Source organism: Serratia proteamaculans, assembly GCF_946227095.1.
GTDB lineage: Bacteria > Pseudomonadota > Gammaproteobacteria > Enterobacterales > Enterobacteriaceae > Serratia > Serratia proteamaculans_E.
In genome coordinates, this window is sequence record NZ_CAMISV010000008.1 from 97,983 (window position 1) to 115,631 (window position 17,649).

19 protein-coding genes and 1 tRNA gene are annotated in these 17,649 nt (G+C 53.6%); 14 read left to right on the forward strand and 6 right to left on the reverse strand.

Translation table 11 applies throughout. The annotated features are described in order from the left end of the window. Positions 1 to 18 precede the first annotated feature (18 nt). Positions 19 to 1,104 (forward strand): lytic murein transglycosylase B, encoded by a 1,086-nt coding sequence (gene mltB / locus OC597_RS16910; RefSeq protein WP_261258355.1) that lies wholly within the window; start codon positions 19 to 21, stop codon positions 1,102 to 1,104. A gap of 56 nt (positions 1,105 to 1,160) precedes the next feature. Here mltB and OC597_RS16915 read toward each other — a convergent pair whose 3' ends face one another. After that, the gene (locus OC597_RS16915) at positions 1,161 to 2,312 is read right to left on the reverse strand and encodes a porin (protein ID WP_261258354.1); all 1,152 of its coding nucleotides are present in this window, start codon (positions 2,310 to 2,312) and stop codon (positions 1,161 to 1,163) included. Between the two features lie 421 nt (positions 2,313 to 2,733). On the opposite strand from OC597_RS16915, the gene OC597_RS16920 reads away from it, so the two are divergent. Continuing rightward, positions 2,734 to 3,024: a hypothetical protein gene (locus OC597_RS16920; protein WP_262209684.1), complete on the forward strand. Its 291-nt coding sequence runs from the start codon at positions 2,734 to 2,736 to the stop codon at positions 3,022 to 3,024. A gap of 90 nt (positions 3,025 to 3,114) precedes the next feature. Next, positions 3,115 to 4,038, forward strand: a complete 924-nt coding sequence (locus tag OC597_RS16925) for a DMT family transporter (RefSeq protein WP_262209686.1) — start codon at positions 3,115 to 3,117, stop codon at positions 4,036 to 4,038. A gap of 336 nt (positions 4,039 to 4,374) precedes the next feature. Here OC597_RS16925 and dsdC read toward each other — a convergent pair whose 3' ends face one another. The 4 genes from dsdC to OC597_RS16945 form a co-directional block, all read right to left on the reverse strand. Then, a complete protein-coding gene (gene dsdC / locus OC597_RS16930) occupies positions 4,375 to 5,304 on the reverse strand; it encodes a DNA-binding transcriptional regulator DsdC (RefSeq protein ID WP_261258348.1) in 930 nt (309 codons plus the stop codon). A gap of 220 nt (positions 5,305 to 5,524) precedes the next feature. Beyond that, the gene (locus OC597_RS16935; RefSeq protein ID WP_261425370.1) at positions 5,525 to 6,064 is read right to left on the reverse strand and encodes a DUF2058 domain-containing protein; all 540 of its coding nucleotides are present in this window, start codon (positions 6,062 to 6,064) and stop codon (positions 5,525 to 5,527) included. 167 nt (positions 6,065 to 6,231) lie between these two features. Continuing rightward, positions 6,232 to 6,306, reverse strand: a tRNA-Arg gene (locus OC597_RS16940). A 130-nt stretch (positions 6,307 to 6,436) separates the two neighbouring features. Beyond that, positions 6,437 to 7,366: a formate/nitrite transporter family protein gene (locus tag OC597_RS16945; protein WP_262209689.1), complete on the reverse strand. Its 930-nt coding sequence runs from the start codon at positions 7,364 to 7,366 to the stop codon at positions 6,437 to 6,439. Positions 7,367 to 7,619: 253 nt separating this feature from the next. Here OC597_RS16945 and ccmA point away from each other — a divergent pair, with 253 nt between their 5' ends. From ccmA to mlaA, 10 genes are all read left to right on the forward strand, one after another. After that, complete coding sequence (gene ccmA / locus OC597_RS16950; protein WP_261258343.1) at positions 7,620 to 8,252, forward strand: cytochrome c biogenesis heme-transporting ATPase CcmA; 633 nt, start codon at positions 7,620 to 7,622, stop codon at positions 8,250 to 8,252. After that, positions 8,252 to 8,911 carry a heme exporter protein CcmB gene (gene ccmB / locus OC597_RS16955; protein WP_261258342.1) on the forward strand — a complete coding sequence of 220 codons (660 nt, stop codon included), beginning with the start codon at positions 8,252 to 8,254 and terminating at the stop codon, positions 8,909 to 8,911. The genes ccmA and ccmB overlap by 1 nt, the downstream gene beginning before the upstream one ends. Before the next feature lie 117 nt (positions 8,912 to 9,028). Then, positions 9,029 to 9,766, forward strand: coding sequence for a heme ABC transporter permease (locus tag OC597_RS16960; RefSeq protein ID WP_261258340.1), 738 nt, complete (start codon positions 9,029 to 9,031; stop codon positions 9,764 to 9,766). After that, positions 9,763 to 9,999 (forward strand): heme exporter protein CcmD, encoded by a 237-nt coding sequence (gene ccmD, locus OC597_RS16965; RefSeq protein WP_085117901.1) that lies wholly within the window; start codon positions 9,763 to 9,765, stop codon positions 9,997 to 9,999. Before OC597_RS16960 ends, ccmD begins: the two co-directional genes overlap by 4 nt. After that, on the forward strand, positions 9,996 to 10,490 hold the full coding sequence (gene ccmE / locus OC597_RS16970; protein ID WP_262209693.1) for a cytochrome c maturation protein CcmE: 495 nt from the start codon (positions 9,996 to 9,998) through the stop codon (positions 10,488 to 10,490). Before ccmD ends, ccmE begins: the two co-directional genes overlap by 4 nt. Next, entirely contained in the window at positions 10,487 to 12,457 is a 1,971-nt protein-coding gene (locus OC597_RS16975) for a heme lyase CcmF/NrfE family subunit (RefSeq protein WP_085117899.1), read from the forward strand. The genes ccmE and OC597_RS16975 overlap by 4 nt, the downstream gene beginning before the upstream one ends. Then, complete coding sequence (locus OC597_RS16980) at positions 12,454 to 13,005, forward strand: DsbE family thiol:disulfide interchange protein (RefSeq protein WP_020827921.1); 552 nt, start codon at positions 12,454 to 12,456, stop codon at positions 13,003 to 13,005. Before OC597_RS16975 ends, OC597_RS16980 begins: the two co-directional genes overlap by 4 nt. Further along, a complete protein-coding gene (locus tag OC597_RS16985; RefSeq protein WP_261425373.1) occupies positions 13,002 to 13,475 on the forward strand; it encodes a cytochrome c-type biogenesis protein in 474 nt (157 codons plus the stop codon). The genes OC597_RS16980 and OC597_RS16985 overlap by 4 nt, the downstream gene beginning before the upstream one ends. Continuing rightward, entirely contained in the window at positions 13,475 to 14,686 is a 1,212-nt protein-coding gene (ccmI, locus tag OC597_RS16990) for a c-type cytochrome biogenesis protein CcmI (protein WP_261425375.1), read from the forward strand. Before OC597_RS16985 ends, ccmI begins: the two co-directional genes overlap by 1 nt. A 34-nt stretch (positions 14,687 to 14,720) precedes the next feature. Further along, complete coding sequence (gene mlaA, locus OC597_RS16995) at positions 14,721 to 15,479, forward strand: phospholipid-binding lipoprotein MlaA (RefSeq protein WP_261258335.1); 759 nt, start codon at positions 14,721 to 14,723, stop codon at positions 15,477 to 15,479. Positions 15,480 to 15,593: 114 nt separating this feature from the next. Here the strand turns inward: mlaA and fadL are convergent, their stop codons facing one another. Then, positions 15,594 to 16,871: a long-chain fatty acid transporter FadL gene (fadL, locus tag OC597_RS17000; RefSeq protein ID WP_261258334.1), complete on the reverse strand. Its 1,278-nt coding sequence runs from the start codon at positions 16,869 to 16,871 to the stop codon at positions 15,594 to 15,596. 407 nt (positions 16,872 to 17,278) lie between these two features. On the opposite strand from fadL, the gene OC597_RS17005 reads away from it, so the two are divergent. Then, the gene (locus tag OC597_RS17005; protein WP_099065653.1) at positions 17,279 to 17,575 is read left to right on the forward strand and encodes a YfcZ/YiiS family protein; all 297 of its coding nucleotides are present in this window, start codon (positions 17,279 to 17,281) and stop codon (positions 17,573 to 17,575) included. Positions 17,576 to 17,649 lie beyond the last annotated feature (74 nt).

Consider the following 17,649-nt stretch of genomic DNA (forward strand, 5'->3'; position numbering starts at 1 on the left):
GGCTTATATGGATATCCGATGCGTCATTTAGTTGTTCTTCTCCCCCTGCTTACCTTACTCACTGCCTGTAGCAGCGGGCCGAAGTCGACCCCAGCCACGCCTCAGGACAACACCGTGAAAGGTGGTTTTCTGCTGACGCCCGCGCATTCCGGCCAGCCGCTGGGCGGTGATTTCGCCAACAACCCGAACACTGCCCGCTTTATCGATAAAATGGTGCAGGAACACGGTTTCGATCGTCAGCAATTGCATGACGTTCTGGCCCAGGCCAAACGCCTGGACTCTGTACTGCGGCTGATGGATCGCCAGGCACCGACGCCAACCACCCAGGCGCCGTCCGGCCCGAACGGTTCCTGGCTGCGGTACCGCAATAAGTTCATCACGCCGGATAACGTGCAAAATGGCGTGCAGTTCTGGAATCAATATCAGGACGCGCTGCAGCGTGCTTATCAGGTTTACGGCGTGCCGCCAGAGATTATTGTCGGCATTATCGGCGTTGAAACCCGTTGGGGCCGCGTGATGGGTAAAACCCGCATTATCGATGCGCTGTCTACCCTGGCCTTCAACTATCCGCGCCGTGCCGATTACTTTGCCGGCGAGTTGGAAACCTTTTTGCTGATGTCGCGCACCGAAGGGGATGATCCGCTGGAGCTGCGCGGTTCCTTCGCCGGAGCTATGGGTTACGGCCAGTTTATGCCGTCCTCGTTCAAGAGTTACGCGGTTGATTTCAACGGTGACGGCCACGTTAACCTGTGGGATCCGGTGGATGCCATCGGTAGCGTCGCCAACTACTTTAAAGCACACGGCTGGACCAAGGGTGAACCCGTTGCTGTGCCGGCCAACGGTCAGGCTCCAGGGTTGGAGAATGGTTTTAAAACCCGCTACTCGGTTGCCAGTTTGTCGGAGGCCGGGCTGACGCCGCAAGGGTCGCTTGGCGACAATCAGGAAGCCAGCCTGCTGCGCCTGGATATGGGGACCAGTTACCAGTATTGGTACGGTTTACCTAACTTCTACACCATTACCCGCTACAACCACAGCACCCATTATGCGATGGCGGTGTGGCAGTTGGGCGAAGCGGTGGGTCGCTCGGCGCGTGGCGGATTCTGATGTCATGTTACTAATGAAAAAGGCCGCTTAAGCGGCCTTTTTTGCGTCTAAAGCAATTAGAAATCGTAACGCAGACGCACCAGCGTCATATCACCGAGGTTGTCAGTGCTTGAAGTCAGCACGTGTTCCACATCGACGCGGAAACCGTAATCAAACTGCACGGTAACACCCAGGCCGTTATCAATACGCTGATAGTCGCGGCCACTTACGTACTGTAGACGGTCGCCCATAAAGTACGGCATCACGGATTTCACCGCATATTGCCCTACCGGCACGGTGTAACCGGCCAGATACTCAATACCCCAGGCGTCACCGGCGAAGTAGTCGTTAACATTGGCTTTTTTGGTGGTCAGGAAGTTGTTGTACCAGCCACCGCCAAAGGTCAGCGTCCAGTTATCCGGTTTCCAGCTCAGCGCGGTACCCAGGATGTTTTGGTCGTAATCTTTGGTGCTGTTGCTGGAGGGATCACGCATTTCGGCGCGGGTATAGTTCCACGCGGTGCCCCAGGTCAGGTCCGGCGTCAGGTGGTAATCCACACCCAGTGAACCCCCGCCCTCGCGCTTGTAGCGCAGGCCGTTACCCGGCAGGTACTCGTTATCGCTGAACAGGTATGAGGCATAAACGTCAGCATCACCAAAGGTGTTTTTGTACTTCAGCATTTTGCGTGAACGGTAGGAGCCGTCGTAATCACCGTTGATGCCGTTCCCCGGTGCCTGGGCCAGCATGTCGTAATCCCAGATATCGGTTTTGGCGCCGACCACGTCGTAGTACACGCTGTTCTGCTGACCAAAGGTCAATTGTCCCCAGGTTTTGCTTTTCAGACCGGTGTACAGCATGCGACGGCTGGTGTTGTTGGCACCGTCGGCATAGTGGTTATCCCAGTTGAACAGCGCAGGGATATTTACCCCCAGCTCGTAGTAGCTGATCCAGCTAATGTCGTCGAACAGGTAGTAATCGGCAGCAAAGCGGAAGCGGGTGCCACCGTCGAAACCGTTACGTTTATAAGAGCCTTTATCGCCATCGCCGGTCATATTGTTGAACTGCGGGCGGATGCTGCCGCCGACGGTAAAGTTAAGACGGCTCAGCGGATCACCCGCTTGTGGATCCTGCTTCAGTAGGGTGATTTCGGCCTGAGCGGCGAAAGAAGCACTGCCAACTACCAATCCCAGGGCAATTGCCTGAGTTAATGCGCGCAATTTGTATGTCATTTTATATCCCTGTGTACGTTCCAATCCCACTGAACCTTCAGGCATCAGTGATTTGCTCAGGAAATTTTCTGAGCGTTTTCATTGCTTTTAACGTGGTTAAAGCGGAATGCATATGTAACACAATGCTCGTCACAAAAAGTTACTTTTCCTGCTAATTATTAGGTTAATTTGTAATCAGCCGCAGGGAAGAGGCGCGATGCAGTCAGGCGGTGGAAAAGAGTTAACTTAATGACACAACAATGACGATGATGCTCGGATGAATTCATCTAACACGAAGGTTTATATTTTTCACTTGTCAGTGAAGGGCAGATGCCGTGTAATTTCATCGCGCAGAACGATATTTAAATAAGCGGATATAACGTCATTGAATAGGGTGATATCTGCAAAATGGATAAGGCTAATAAGGAACCTGGAGGTGGCTATGAAAAAGTGTTTAATGCTGATTATCGGTCTGTTGCCATTACCATTGATGGCGGCAGAGTCACACGTTTGTCAATCACAAGCTTATGATTATGCAAGTATTGGTAAGTTGAGACTGAGTGATGACACGATCTTTAACTGTCGTGATATTGGGCGCGTCACTATCCCTGAGTTGGCTAAGCGGGGCTGGAAGGTGACTCATGTGGCGCAACAAACAGAATATACCGGTGAAGTCGACAGCGATAGTGAAGTCATCAAGATGTACCAGGAAATAGTGGTTTATAAAGACTAGTCTTTAATATTTCCCTCGAATTTACCCATCACCTTTTTATTAGCGGTGAGGGAAGAGTGTATTTTTATTTAAGCGGCTTGAGGTGGTGTGATGAGTGCCAGAAACAACATAGACAGCAGGGCTGCCGCCGCCATGATGATGATATGCGCCATCTGGGGGTTGCAGCAGGTGGCGATCAAGGCCGCTGAGCCGGACATTTCTGCCGTACTGCAAATCGCCATTCGATCGGGCATTGCCGCCCTGGCGGTTTACCTCCTGGCGCGCTACCGAAGTGAAAAGTTCGTTTCCGATCGTCCGACGCTGTTAGCCGGCCTGTGCGTTGGGGGTCTGTTCGCTTTGGAGTTCTTTTTTGTCTCTGAAGGTTTGCGCTATACCAGCGCGTCGCACATGGCGGTATTTTTGTATACCGCACCTTTATTCTCCGCCATCGGGCTGCATTTTGTTATTCGGCATGAACGGCTGTCGTTGATACAGTGGGTCGGTATTGCCATCGCCTTCGGCGGTGTGGTGCTGGCCATCTCCGGCATGAGTGGTAGCTCGGGCGCAGAAAGCCAACTGCGTGGTGATATTTACGGCCTGCTGGCGGGAATGTCCTGGGGCGGTTCGACCATCGTCATTCGCACCACCGGGCTGGCAAACTGCTCGTCAAAACAGACCCTGTTGTTCCAGCTCTCGGGTGCCTGCATTCTGCTATCTCTGTTGGCGATAGCCACGGAGAACGTTCATTTCACTTTGAGTGCTGTGGCCTGGAGCAGCCTGATATTCCAAACGGTAGTGGTCTCTTTTATCAGCTATTTGATCTGGTTTTCTTTGCTGCGTCATTATCAGGCGTCCTCGTTGGGGATCCTGACTTTTATGACGCCCATTTTTGGAATTTTAGCCGGCGTGGTGATATTGGGGGAGCCGCTGCAGATTGAGTTTATATTGGGTTCTGTGCTGATCGTTTTAGGATTGATTGTCGTGAGCTGTTCTTATTTATTTTATCTCAATAGAGGAATTGCACCTAAAATATAAGCTATGGATGTAGATATTAATACCTATCAAATTACTTGTGAAAGTCAATTCACCATTACTGTGCAAATATCAAAGTATGCCTGGGGTTATCCCTTGATAACACTCAGTGATAATGGTGATTTTTTCGTGGTGAAAAACACCAAGCGCGGTCGGTTATCTAACCAGACGCCCGTGGAGATAATAAAGTTTGCTAATAACGCTACGGTAGTATGGGATAACAGCCGCAAACATATTTATTATTCAAAGACCGGGCAGTTGTACAGCTGCGCACTTGATTTCTATTATACCCCAAAGAAGTGGTAATCATTTTAACCTATCAACTAAAACCTCTGACAATCAGGCCAGAGGCTCTATCTTCATCATCCACTGTTTGAACGCGATGATCTTCGGCCACTGGCGTTCGGATACGGTCGAGACAAAATAGCAGTGTTCGCAGGGCAGGGTCATCTTCGTAAACGGGATAATCAGTTCGCCGCTTTTGATCCAGTCTTGCACCAGATTAAGCCGTCCCATGGCAACGCCAAGGTGTTGAGTCGCCGCCAGCACCGCCAGGTCAGAACGATCGAACTCCATGCTTTTGCTGTCGGTATCCAGGCCCAAATCAAAATGTTGTGACCAGGTTTGCCACTCGTCTTCGCCGGAATTATATCTGTCATGCAAAAGGGTGCTGTGCGCCAGATTTTCAGGAGCATTGTAGAGGTTATGCGTTTTGGCGTACTGCGCAGTACAGACCGGGACCATGGACTCTGACATAAAGGCTTCATCCAGCTGCTGGCCCGACGGCAGCCGGCCAAAATACAGGGCCAGATCAACCCCTCTGTTGGCCAGGTTAATGTTTTCCTGCCCGGTGAGAATGTTTAAATGAATGGTGGGATACTGGGCAATAAAGTCACCGATCCTCGGTATCAGCAAACACTGTACGATGGAGGGGTGGGAGTAAATGGTCAGGGTGCCCGTCAATTCACGGTTCCTGATATCAAGAATTTCCTGAGTCAGGGCATCGAAGGAGCTGCTTAACGACCATTGCATCCGCTCGCCTTCCGGCGTTAGCGTAATTCTGCGGTGAAAACGCTGAAATAAAAGAAAGCCCAACTCTTTCTCAAGCAAATTAATTCTGTGACTTACGGCGCTGGGGGTAATTGACAGTTCTTCTGCCGCCAATGAAAAGGAGAGGTGACGGGCGACGCATTCAAAAGTATGCAAGCGTGAAAATTGATAACTGGTCAGCGGATTGGCTCGTTGTGAATATTTTTTGTTGGGGAACATACTATTACTCCATTCGCGTCATATTACCAATGTTAGCATTTTAATTTATGGATATAAAATGAGAATTAACTTATTTATGGTTGGGGAAGTTGCAGCGTTTGAGATAGTATATTGACACTGAATTTAATATTTCCAGGGATTATAGCTTGGTATTATTTTGACTAAGGCCGCTGAGGTTTAGGTGAGGGCAAAGGTTATTGTCCGTTGCCCTAAGCATTTCTTACCACATTAGATCATCAGGCACGACAAAATCGGCATACGGATCTTCATCATCTTGATCCTCCTGACTCAGCACATTACTGACTACAATGCTACCGGCATCACGCTGCGCAATTTTATTTGCCACGATTGCGGGGATAATCGCGTAATCGTTATCAAGGCCATTATCAGCAACCAGGCGCGCAATGGCGAGACGACCACTGATTAACTGGGATTGAGTCGCTTTATCCACACTGATATTTTTAATTAAATTATTGTCTGTGAAGTTATAGCTAACATTGCCTTTTGAAATAACGATCCGGTTCATTTCAATTAACTGTTTAACCTGAGCTTTATACTCTTTAGACAAGGCCGCTTGCTTTTGTTGCTCACTAAGCTGTTTATCACGTTCAACTTGTGCCTTTTTATTGACTTCCACCGCCTCTCTGGCCTCACGAGCCTGAACTCGCGATTTTTTAGCGGTTTTCTGTACTTTCGCCAGTTTCTTGCTGTTGACCAATCCGGCTTTAAGCATCTGCTCTTGTAATGTGAGTTTTGTCATGTTCGTTTCTAAAATCAATTAAATCGTGTGTGAGATTATACCTTTAATAGTCGACCTTGCGCCAGATTGTGAGGCAGGGTGATGCATCATGCTGATAACACGGGAAGTTTTAAGGTTTTGTGAGGCAAGGGAGCTTGGGGGGCGATAGTGGTAAATAGACAGCTTTATGGTGTCCCCGACTGGAATCGAACCAGTAACTAGCCCTTAGGAGGGGCTTGTTATATCCGTTTAACTACGGGGACGCTGCGGGCTGGCAACCTGAGGCTGCCGGGGCAGTATACCTTTTTTTACCCGCAGAATAAGCGCTTAGCGGTGCGTTTGCTCATTCCCTCGCCAATATGCGCTGAATTTCGTGTGCTGCGCTGACCGCGATCACGGTTTTCTCACCTTGGCAGTCTGTTTTTTTGCCTCCAGTCGCGCCGCTTTGTTTTTATCGCTCATATCATTGCGGATCTGTGCATGGCTGATTAACGCAAAGATAAAGGTACCGCCAATAATGTTGCCGGCCAGCGTCGGAATGGCGAACGGATAGATAAACTCATGCCAGGGGATCACACCGCTAAACACCAGATAAAGGATCTCGACCGATCCGACCACGATATGGGTCAGATCGCAGATCGCCACCAGATAGGTCATCAGGACGATCACCCAAATCTTGGCGGCGCCGGCGGAAGGGAACATCCACACCATGGTGGCGATGATCCAACCGGCAATAATGCCGTTGGCGAACATTTCTGACGGTGAGTTTTGCATCACTTCTTGCGACAGGCTAACGAAGGCGTTGCGGGTGTTTTCATCAAAAATAGGCATATGAATAAACGCCAGTGACACCAGCCCGGTGCCAATCAGGTTGCCGAGCAGCACCACGCCCCACAGGCGGAACAGGATGATGAAATTTCTCGGTGTCGGTTTGTGCATGATAGGCAGCACGGCGGTCACGGTATTTTCGGTAAACAGCTGCTGGCGGGCCATAATCACAATGATAAAGCCAAAGGTATAGCCAATATTCTCGATAAAGAAGCGGCTGGGGTCGTCCGGTAAACGGGCATGAAAAATGCCCTTTGCCATCAGTGAAGCACCCATCGACAGCCCGGCGGCCACCGCTGACCACAGTAAAGCCAGCCAATCGCGCTCCAGCTCTTTCTCTCCCTCCATGCGGATCTGCTCATGTACCGCCGCCGCGCGTGAAGGCAGGTTCTGTTCCTTTACCTCGATTTCGCTCTTGCCCTGTTCATGCTCTTTGCTCTCTACCTGCAGATGTTCATCGCTATCCGTATCAGGGCGCTGTTGTGGGTCGCTCATTATCTGCTCTCTCCTTTAACTGCTGTCTGGGTCACGGATTAAGCATAGTTGGCGTGTCGGCACGGCGAAAGCCATGTCGCAAATTGCAGAAAAAAGTAACAAGAGTTTAACGCCGTCGGTTTTTTCTTCGCATTATTGATCTGGGGCGCAATATTACCCCTATTGGAGTAGCTGAGTGACCCGCGGCGGGCTACGTGCCGCAGCATGGCTTATGCTATGATCGCTATCCCAAAGAAAAATATGAGTTCTCCCGATGCTGGAAGCTAAAAATCTGAGTTGCGTCCGCGATGAACGCACCCTGTTTAGCGCGTTAAGCTTTACGGTGAAACCGGGCGATATTATTCAGGTGGAAGGGCCGAACGGCGCGGGTAAAACCAGCCTGCTGCGCATTTTGGCCGGTCTGGCGCGGCCGGAGGGCGGTGAAGTCTGCTGGCGCGGGCAAAATACGTTGCGCCATCGCGAACGTTATCATCAGGATCTGCTGTTCCTCGGCCATCAGCCGGGAATTAAAACCCAGTTAACGCCTTTTGAGAACCTGCAGTTTTACCAGGCGGTACGTACCACGCCTGACCGGCAGGCCATTTGGCAGGCGCTGGAGCAGGTAGGCCTGGTGGGCTACGAGGATTTGCCGGTGGCGCAGCTTTCCGCCGGGCAGCAGCGCCGGGTAGCACTGGCACGTTTGTGGCTCAGTGATTGCCCACTGTGGATCCTGGACGAGCCGCTGACGGCCATCGACAAGCAGGGCGTGGCTGAATTAATTAGCCTTTTTGAGCAACATGCACAGCAGGGCGGCATGGTATTGTTGACCACGCATCAGGATTTGGCCGGCGTAACGCAGGCGGTGGGGAAAATCAGCCTGACGGAAAACCGCGTGGAGAGTGTTTGATGTTTTTGACTATATTGCGCCGTGAGCTGAAGATTGCCTTTCGCAAAGGGTCGGAAATCGTTAATCCGCTGTGGTTCTTCCTGATCGTTATCACCTTGTTTCCGCTGGGGATCGGGCCAGATCCGCAGTTACTGGCGCGCATTTCGCCGGGGATCATCTGGGTCGCCGCGCTGCTGGCGGCGTTGTTGTCGCTGGAGCGTTTGTTCCGTGATGACTTTCTGGATGGCTCACTGGAGCAACTGCTGTTGCTGCCGACGCCGCTGCCAATGACGGTGTTAGGCAAAGTGTGTGCTCACTGGGTAGTAACAGGCTTACCCCTGTTAATCCTGTCGCCGCTGGTGGCTCTGCTGCTGTCGTTGGATATGAATACCTGGTTGGCGGTGGCGTTTACGCTGCTGTTGGGGACGCCGACGCTGAGTCTGATCGGCGCTATCGGTGTGGCGCTGACCGTCGGGCTGCGCAAGGGCGGCGTGTTACTTAGCCTGTTGGTGCTGCCGCTGTATATACCGGTGCTGATATTTTCCACCGCCGCCATTGATGCCGCGTCTATGGGCATGCCAATAGACGGTTACCTGGCGATTCTGGGCGCGATGCTGGCGGGCAGCATAACGCTGGCGCCATTCGCCACCGCAGCGGCGCTGCGTGTGAGCGTGCACTAGCTAACTTATTGAAATGCGGGTTAACGCCATCAAGAGCGTGTTCCACCGCACTGTAATTTTCGTCGCCTTGGTCAACGGGGCGGCCACCGTATAAATTTACCGTGAGCAATGACGACAATGTGGAAATGGTTACATCAATTTGCCCAGCCTGAACGGCTGTATCGTGTCTGTGGCCGCTTTATCCCCTGGTTGGGGCTGGCTGGCGTGGCTTGCCTGCTGCTGGGTTGGGTATGGGGTTTTGGCTTTGCCCCCAAGGATTATCAGCAGGGTGACAGCTTCCGCATCATGTATATCCATGTCCCGGCCGCCATGTGGTCGATGGGGGTCTACGGTTCGATGGCGGTAGCGGCGTTCATCGGTCTGGTGTGGCAGATGAAAATGTCCGATACGGTGGTGGCGGCGATGGCGCCGGTCGGTGCAGTATTTACCTTTATTGCTCTGGTCACCGGTTCCGCCTGGGGCAAGCCGATGTGGGGCACCTGGTGGGTGTGGGACGCACGCCTGACCTCTGAACTGGTGTTGCTGTTCCTTTATATCGGCATTATTGCGCTGTATAACGCCTTTGAAGACCGCCGCCTGGCGGGCCGCGCCGCCGGTATTCTGGTACTGGTGGGGGTGGTGAACATCCCGATTATTCATTTCTCGGTCGAATGGTGGAATACGCTGCACCAGGGCTCGACCAATATGCAACAGAGTATCGCGCCAAGCATGCGCACCCCGCTGCGCTGGGCGATCCTCGGCTACCTGCTGTTCTTTATTACCCTCACTTTGATGCGCCTGCGCAATTTGATTTTGTCTCAGGAAAGTCAGCGCCCGTGGGTCGCCGGGCTGGTCAATAAGGAGCGCCAACCATGAATGCCGCATTTACTTCCTGGCAGGCGTTTTTCGCCATGGGGGGCTATGCCTTCTACGTCTGGCTGTCGGTAGCCGTCACGCTGCTCTCGTTGTTGGGCCTGGTGGCTCATACTTTCTGGCAGCGTCGGCAATTGCTCGATGAGATCGGCCGCCGTCAGGCGCGCGAGCGACGCATTCGTCAGTCGCAGCAGTCGAAACAAAAATCCGCCAACCCGCGGGAGAAATCATTGTGAATCCACGTCGTAAAAGTCGCCTGTATCTGGCGATCGTAGTGCTGATCGGCGTTGCGCTTACCGCGACCCTGATGCTGTATGCGCTGCGTTCCAATATCGATCTGTTTTATACCCCGAGCGAAATTCTGCAGGGCAAGGGCGAAAATCATGAGAAGCCGGAAGCGGGCCAACGCCTGCGAATCGGCGGCATGGTGATGCCCGGCTCGGTGAAACGCGATCAGAAAACGCTGCAGGTCAGCTTCAAGGTCTATGATGCGCGCGGTGCGATCGACGTCACCTACACCGGCATTCTGCCGGATCTGTTCCGTGAAGGGCAGGGCGTGGTGGCGCAGGGCGTGCTGGGTGAAGGCAACGTGGTGAACGCGCGTGAAGTGCTGGCGAAACACGATGAAAAATACACGCCGCCGGAAGTGGCCGACGCGATGAAAGAAAACCATAAGGGGCCGGCTTCGGCTTACGCTACCCCGCAGAATGAGGGTGCCAAATCATGATGCCGGAAACGGGAAGTTTTCTGCTGTGCCTGGCGCTGGCGATATCGCTGCTGCTGAGTATTTACCCGCAGTGGGGCGCTGCGCGTCAGGATCGCCGTATGATGGCGGTGGCGCGTCCACTGACCTACGGCATGTTCGGTGCTATTGCGCTGGCGTTCATTTGCCTGGTGTATGCCTTTGTCACCAATGATTTTACCGTGGCCTATGTGGCCGCCAACTCCAATACGCAACTGCCGGTGTATTACCGCATCGCCGCCACCTGGGGCGCCCATGAAGGGTCGCTGCTGCTGTGGGTGCTGCTGCTGAGCTGCTGGTCGCTGGCGGTGGCGTTGTGCAGCCGCTCGATGCCGCAGGACGCGGTGGCACGCGTGCTGTCGGTGATGGGCATGATTACCGCAGGCTTCCTGCTGTTCATTATCATGACCTCCAACCCGTTCACCCGCACCTTGCCTAATTTCCCGATCGACGGCAGTGACCTCAACCCTCTGCTGCAGGATATCGGCCTGATTTTCCATCCGCCGTTGCTGTATATGGGCTACGTTGGTTTCTCGGTGGCCTTCGCCTTTGCGATTGCCTCACTGATGGCCGGCCGGCTCGATACCGCCTGGGCACGCTGGTCACGTCCCTGGACCACGGCGGCCTGGGTGTTCCTCACCATGGGCATCGTGCTGGGTTCGGCCTGGGCCTATTACGAACTGGGCTGGGGCGGTTGGTGGTTCTGGGATCCGGTAGAGAACGCTTCATTTATGCCGTGGTTGGCCGGTACCGCCCTGATGCACTCGCTGGCAGTGACCGAAAAGCGCGGGACCTTCAAGGCCTGGACGGTGCTGCTGGCGATTACCGCCTTCTCGCTGTGCCTGTTGGGGACCTTCCTGGTGCGCTCCGGCGTGCTGGTGTCGGTGCACTCCTTTGCCTCCGATCCGGCGCGTGGTATGTTTATCCTTGCCTATCTGGTGATTGTGATCGGCGGTTCTTTGCTGTTGTATGCGGTCAAGGGTGGGCAGGTGCGCAGCCGGGTGCAGCATGAGACTTTCTCGCGTGAAACCTTCCTGCTGGGTAACAACGTGCTGTTGATTGCCGCGATGCTGGTGGTGCTGCTGGGCACGCTGCTGCCGCTGGTGCATAAACAGCTCGGCCTGGGCAGTATTTCTATCGGCGAACCCTTCTTCAATACCATGTTTACCTGGCTGATGGCGCCGATGGCGTTGCTGATGGGCATCGGCCCGTTGGTGCGCTGGCGTCGTGATGAACCAACCAAACTGTGGCGTCGCCTGAGTGTGGCGCTGGTGATTACGCTGGTGCTGTCGATCCTGCTGCCGTGGCTGTTACAAGACAGCATCGCCGGCATGACGGTGGTGGGGCTGATCATGGCGGTCTGGGTGATTATCCTGACGCTGATGGAGTTGCACGAGCGTGCCACCCACCGTCACGGTTTCTGGCGTGGTTTGAGCCACCTTTCCCGCAGTCACTGGGGCATGGTGCTGGGTCACCTTGGCGTAGCGGTGACGGTGATCGGTATTGCTTTCAGCCAGAACTACAGTGTGGAACGTGATGTGCGCATGAAGGCCGGCGATAGCGTGGATATCCATAACTATCACTTCGTGTTCCGCGATGTACACGATATTCGCGGGCCAAACTACACCGGCGGTGTCGGTATTATCGACGTCACGCGCAACGGCAAGCCGGAAGCGACGCTGCACGCGGAAAAACGCTACTACAGCGTGGCGCGCAGCATGATGACCGAAGCGGCTATCGACGGCGGCTTCAGCCGTGATCTTTACGCTGCACTGGGTGAAGAACTGGACGACGGCTCCTGGGCCGTGCGGTTGTACTATAAACCCTTCGTACGCTGGATCTGGTTCGGTGGCGTGTTTATGGCGATTGGCGGCATCCTGTGTATTCTCGACCCGCGCTATCGGATGAGCAAAAAACTCAAGCGTGAAGGCAAGCTGGAGGAGCAGGCATGAACCGTAAACTGCTGTTTATCCCGTTAATCCTGTTCCTGCTACTGGTGGCGGCGTTTATGGTGCAACTGACGCGCAATGCCGGTGGCGAAGATCCGACTATGCTGGAGTCAGCGCTGATCGGCAAACCGGTACCGGCCTTCAAACTGGAGTCGCTCGATCAACCCGGCAAGACTTACGATCAGGCGGTGCTGCGCAATGGCAAGCCGATGTTGCTGAATGTCTGGGCCACCTGGTGCCCAACTTGTCGCGCCGAACATCAATACCTCAATACGCTGGCCGCGCGCGGTATTCGCGTGGTGGGACTGAACTATAAAGACGATCGCGGCAAGGCGGTGACCTGGCTGAATTCGCTGGGCAACCCTTATGCGCTCAGCCTGTATGACGGCGACGGCATGCTCGGGCTGGATCTGGGCGTGTACGGCGCGCCGGAAACCTTCCTGATCGACGGGCAGGGCATTATTCGCTATCGCCACGCCGGGGATATGAACGAACGCGTCTGGCAGCAGGAAGTCTTGCCGCTGTACAAAAAGTACGGGGGTGAGGCATGAGGCTGATTGCCCTGCTGTTTGCCGCGCTGCTGAGCTGGAGCGCCGCTGCGGCTATTGATACCTATCAGTTCAAATCGGTGGAGCAGGAACAGCAATACCGTGAACTGACCGAGCAACTGCGCTGCCCGAAATGCCAGAACAACAGCATTGCCGACTCTAACGCTATCATCGCGGCGGACATGCGCACCAAGGTATACGAGCTGATGATGCAGGGGCAGAGCAAGCCGCAGATCATCGATTACATGGTGGCGCGCTACGGCAATTTCGTCACCTATGAGCCGCCGGTGACCCCGGCGACGCTGATCCTGTGGGTTGGCCCGTTGCTGTTTGTGCTAATCGGCGGTGCGGTGGTGATACTGCGTACCCGCCGTCGCCGCAGCAGTACTGCTAACGCTAACGATGAATTCTCCGAGCAGGAGCAACAGCGTCTGGCGGCGCTGCTGAAAGAGACTGACAGGAAGAAACCCTAATGGCTTTTTGGCTGATTATTATTGTATTGCTGGTTGGCGCTGCGGCGTTGCTGGTGGTGCCGGCGATGCGCCAAAGCGACAAAAGCACCGCCGCTAGCCGCGATGCGTTGAACAAAGCATTTTATCAGGACCGTCTGCACGAACTGGAACAGGACGAAGAGCAGGGTGTGGTTGCCGAGCGTCCGGAACTGGTGAAGGAACTGCAGCAAAACCTGTTGAATGATATTCCCGGTCAACAGGAAGCGCTGGCGAAACCGATCAACCGTTGGGCGCTGGTACCCGGCGTCGCGTTATTGGTGGTGGTCACCCTGGGTTTTTATCTGAAAACCGGTGGGCTGGCGCAGGTGCTGGACTGGCAGCAGGTGGAAGCTCAAATGCCGGATCTGCGTGCGCGGGTTGCCAATGAACGCGCTCAGCCGCTGAGTATGGAAGAGATTGCCCGTCTCGGCCTGGGGCTGCGTACCTCACTCCAACAAGACGATCGTAATATCAACGACTGGATGATGCTGGGCCGGGTCGGTATGGCGCTGAATAACGCCACTACCGCGACTCAGGCATTCGCTCATGCTTATCAACTGGATCCGAATAGTCTGGAAGTTCGCCTCGGCTACGCGGAAGTCTTGACGCGCTCCAACGATCCAGAGGATAACAAGCAGGCCACGCAGATGCTGCGCAAGATGATCGCCGAAGATCATACCAACCTGCGGGTGCTAAGCTTATTGGCATTTAACTCCTTCGAACAGGGCGATTTCAAGCAGGCCATCGGTGCCTGGCAGGTGATGTTGAAACTGCTGCCGGCTAACGATCAGCGCGCCGAAGTGTTAAAGCGCAGCATTGAACAAGCAAAAACACAGGCAGGCGGAGAAACTGTTAAACTTGGCGTTAACGTGACGTTATCGCCGCAAGCGACTAACGCTTTGCCGCCACAAGGGACGCTGGTAATCTCGGTGACCGATGGCACTAATCCGGTGCCGGTGGCGGTAAAACAACTGCCTTTAAGCCGTTTCCCGCTATCATTCTCTTTGGATGACAGCAATGCCATGATGCCTGAACGCCTGCTTTCGGCCCAGCATCAGGTTAAGGTACGGGTGCGGATTTCTCAGGACGGTCTGGCTACGCCACAGGCGGGTGACTGGTTCGGTGAGAGTGCGCTGCAGAATTTCAGCGGTAAAGAGCAAATTGACGTTCAGATAAACAAACAGGTCCCCTGAATAAAAGACCGAACGTGTTTTCATGGAGAAGAATATGAATTTTCGCCTGACTGGGCTGGCTTTCACAACGGTGTTATTGGTGGGCTGTGCCAGCGCGCCACAAGATGAACCACAAGGGCGATCCGATCCTCTGGAAGGATTTAACCGGACGATGTTCAACTTTAACTATAACGTCCTGGATCCGTACGTACTGCGCCCGGTGGCCGTGGCCTGGCGCAACTATCTGCCGATGCCGGCACGTAATGGTATCAGCAACTTCACTTCCAACCTGGAAGAACCGGCCAGCATGGTCAACTCCTTCCTGAAGGGTGATCCGTACAAGGGGATGATCCACTTCAACCGTTTCTTCCTCAATACCCTTCTGGGGATGGGCGGTCTGATCGACGTGGCTGGTATGGCTAACCCGAAACTGGCGCGTGAAGAGCCGAACCGTTTCGGTAGCACTCTGGGGCACTACGGTGTCGGTTATGGCCCTTATGTGATGTTGCCGGGCTATGGCAGCTTCACTCTGCGTGAAGAGGGTGGTGACTGGGCAGATACCGTTTATCCGGTGCTGAGCTACCTGACCTTCTGGATGTCGGCGGGCAAATGGGTGGTTGAGGGGATTGAAACCCGCGCCGAACTGTTGGATTCCGACGGCTTGCTGCACAACTCTTCCGATCCGTACCTGATGGTGCGTGAAGCCTACTTCCAGCGCAACGACTTCCTGGCGAACGGCGGCTCACTGAAGCCGGAGATCAACCCGAACGCCCAGGCGATCCAGGGCGATCTGGACGAGATCGACTCGCAATAACCTCGGTTAGCGAAGATAAAGAACCTGCCATCCGGCAGGTTTTTTTTTGCCTTGTGAATGCGTCGGCAATAAAAAAGCGCCCCGCGGGGCGCTTTGGCTTCATTGTCGAAAGGATTAGAAGCGGTAGTTGAAGTTGGCACCGTACAGCCAGGCCTTGCCCACCGATTCGAAGGTGTATGGGCCTTCTTTGATGGTGACTTTCTGACCGTGCATGTAGGAGATACCGACATCAACCGAGGCGTCTTTGTTGAACGCGTAGCTGGTACCGGCGCTAACCCAGAAACGGTCCTGATCCGGGATAGAAATAGAACGGTTTTGAGCTGGTACCGGGCTGTCATCGAAGGCGATACCGGTACGGAAGGTCCAGTTGTCATCGTAGAAGTAGCTGGTACCCAGCGCGATGCGGTAAGCATCTTTGAAGCCTTCATGCTTCTCGAACAGCGTCTGGCCGTTGTTGCCGGTAGCTTTCAGCTCCTGGAACTGACTCCAACTGGTGTAAGCCAGGCTGTAGTGGACAGCCCACTGCGGCGCAACCTTGTTGTAGCCAGAGATTTCCCACATTTCCGGCAGGTTCAGAGTCAGAGAGCCAGGAATGGTATTGCCATCGGTCCCCCATGGCAGACCGGTTCTTCCCTGCAGCGGGTTAAAGCGGGATGGAATGCTGCTTTTGTAGTCGCCGTCGAAGTCGACTTTCACTTCTGAACGGTAAGTTAAGCCATAGCGGTTGTTTTCGTCGACTTCATACAGCAGGCCAGCGTTCCAGCCAAAGCCCCATTCATCGCCCTTCAGGTGAGAGATTTGAGTATCAGCCGGCATTCCGAGGGCTGCACCACTTTCACCCGCATAACGCTCGAGTTTGGCTTTAGCATAAACCGCATCAAAACCCAGACCGAAGCTGAAGTTTTGGTTCAGACGATAAGCACCGCTCAGATTGAGGTTTACGGTGGTCAGGTCAGTTTTACCGCCGTAAGCACCAGCGGTATAGCCATCGTTGAATTCGGTAGCCAGGCCGTAGTTACTGGTGACAGAGGCACCCACGGCAAATTGGTCATTGATCGGCTGCACATAGTGCAGGTTCGGCACCCAGGCGGTAGGGGCGATATTTTTAGAGTCCAGGCTGGCACCAGAAGGTGACTTGCCGGTGATGTCCACGTCCGGATCGATAAACACCGCGCCGAAAGACAACTCTGGGCGAGTGTACATCATCAACAGGGCCGGGTTACGGCTGGCGGAAGCCGCAGTGTCTGCCATGGCGCCTTCGCCAGAATACGAACGTCCTAAACCAGCTGCTGAGAACTCGTTCAGCTGGAATCCGGCGGCAGACACGTTTGAAGAAATAATTGCCACTGCAGCTGCGAGAGCTGATTTAGTCAATAGGTTTTTCTGGCTCATGACCAAAACCTCATTTTATGTGTTTATTATTTAAACATGTTACATAAAGTAACAAGGAAGCGCGCGATTGTAGGGTCCGATCTCATTCAGACAAATCAGACCAGTGGCTGAATTATAGGTCCGACCTGTGAGAATGTTGCAACATTGTTTTTGAAATATTTCCAAATTGATATCAAAAGAGAGATCTGGCTAACAAAAAACCAGCGATAGATAACAAAATTCTTACCATTCCTTAGCAGACAACGATTTTTATTTGTGATTTCCATCACTTAAAACACCTATAAAAAGTAAGTGCTAGTGATCGGTTTCGTCGCAGAGTAAAATGAGTGCAGAATCTTGTGTCTTTGCGCCAGTAGCTAAATGGCAATTCGGATCCGCGTCATGGCGATCCCTGAGGAGAATTAATCATGTCAAATGCACTTAATAAATGTAGCGCCCAGGAAACTGCCGCTTGTTGCTGTGTTGATGTCGGTACCGTCATGGACAATACCGATTGCACCGCCTCCTACAGCCAGGTGTTTGCCAATCAGCAAGATGCAGAGAAAATGCTGGCGGTGTTGACTGAAAAAGCCCGTAGTGTGGAATCTGATCCTTGCGACATCAGCAGTAGCATTAAACCGGTTGACGGTGGTGTGGAACTGGTGGCTGATTTCACCTTTGCCTGCCAGGCAGAAACCTTTATTTTCCAGCTCGGCCTGCGTTAATTACTGCTTTAAAACGGTGCGGGGTTCACCCGCACCGCTGACTATCCCATTATCCCCCCTAAGAAAGTTGCTCC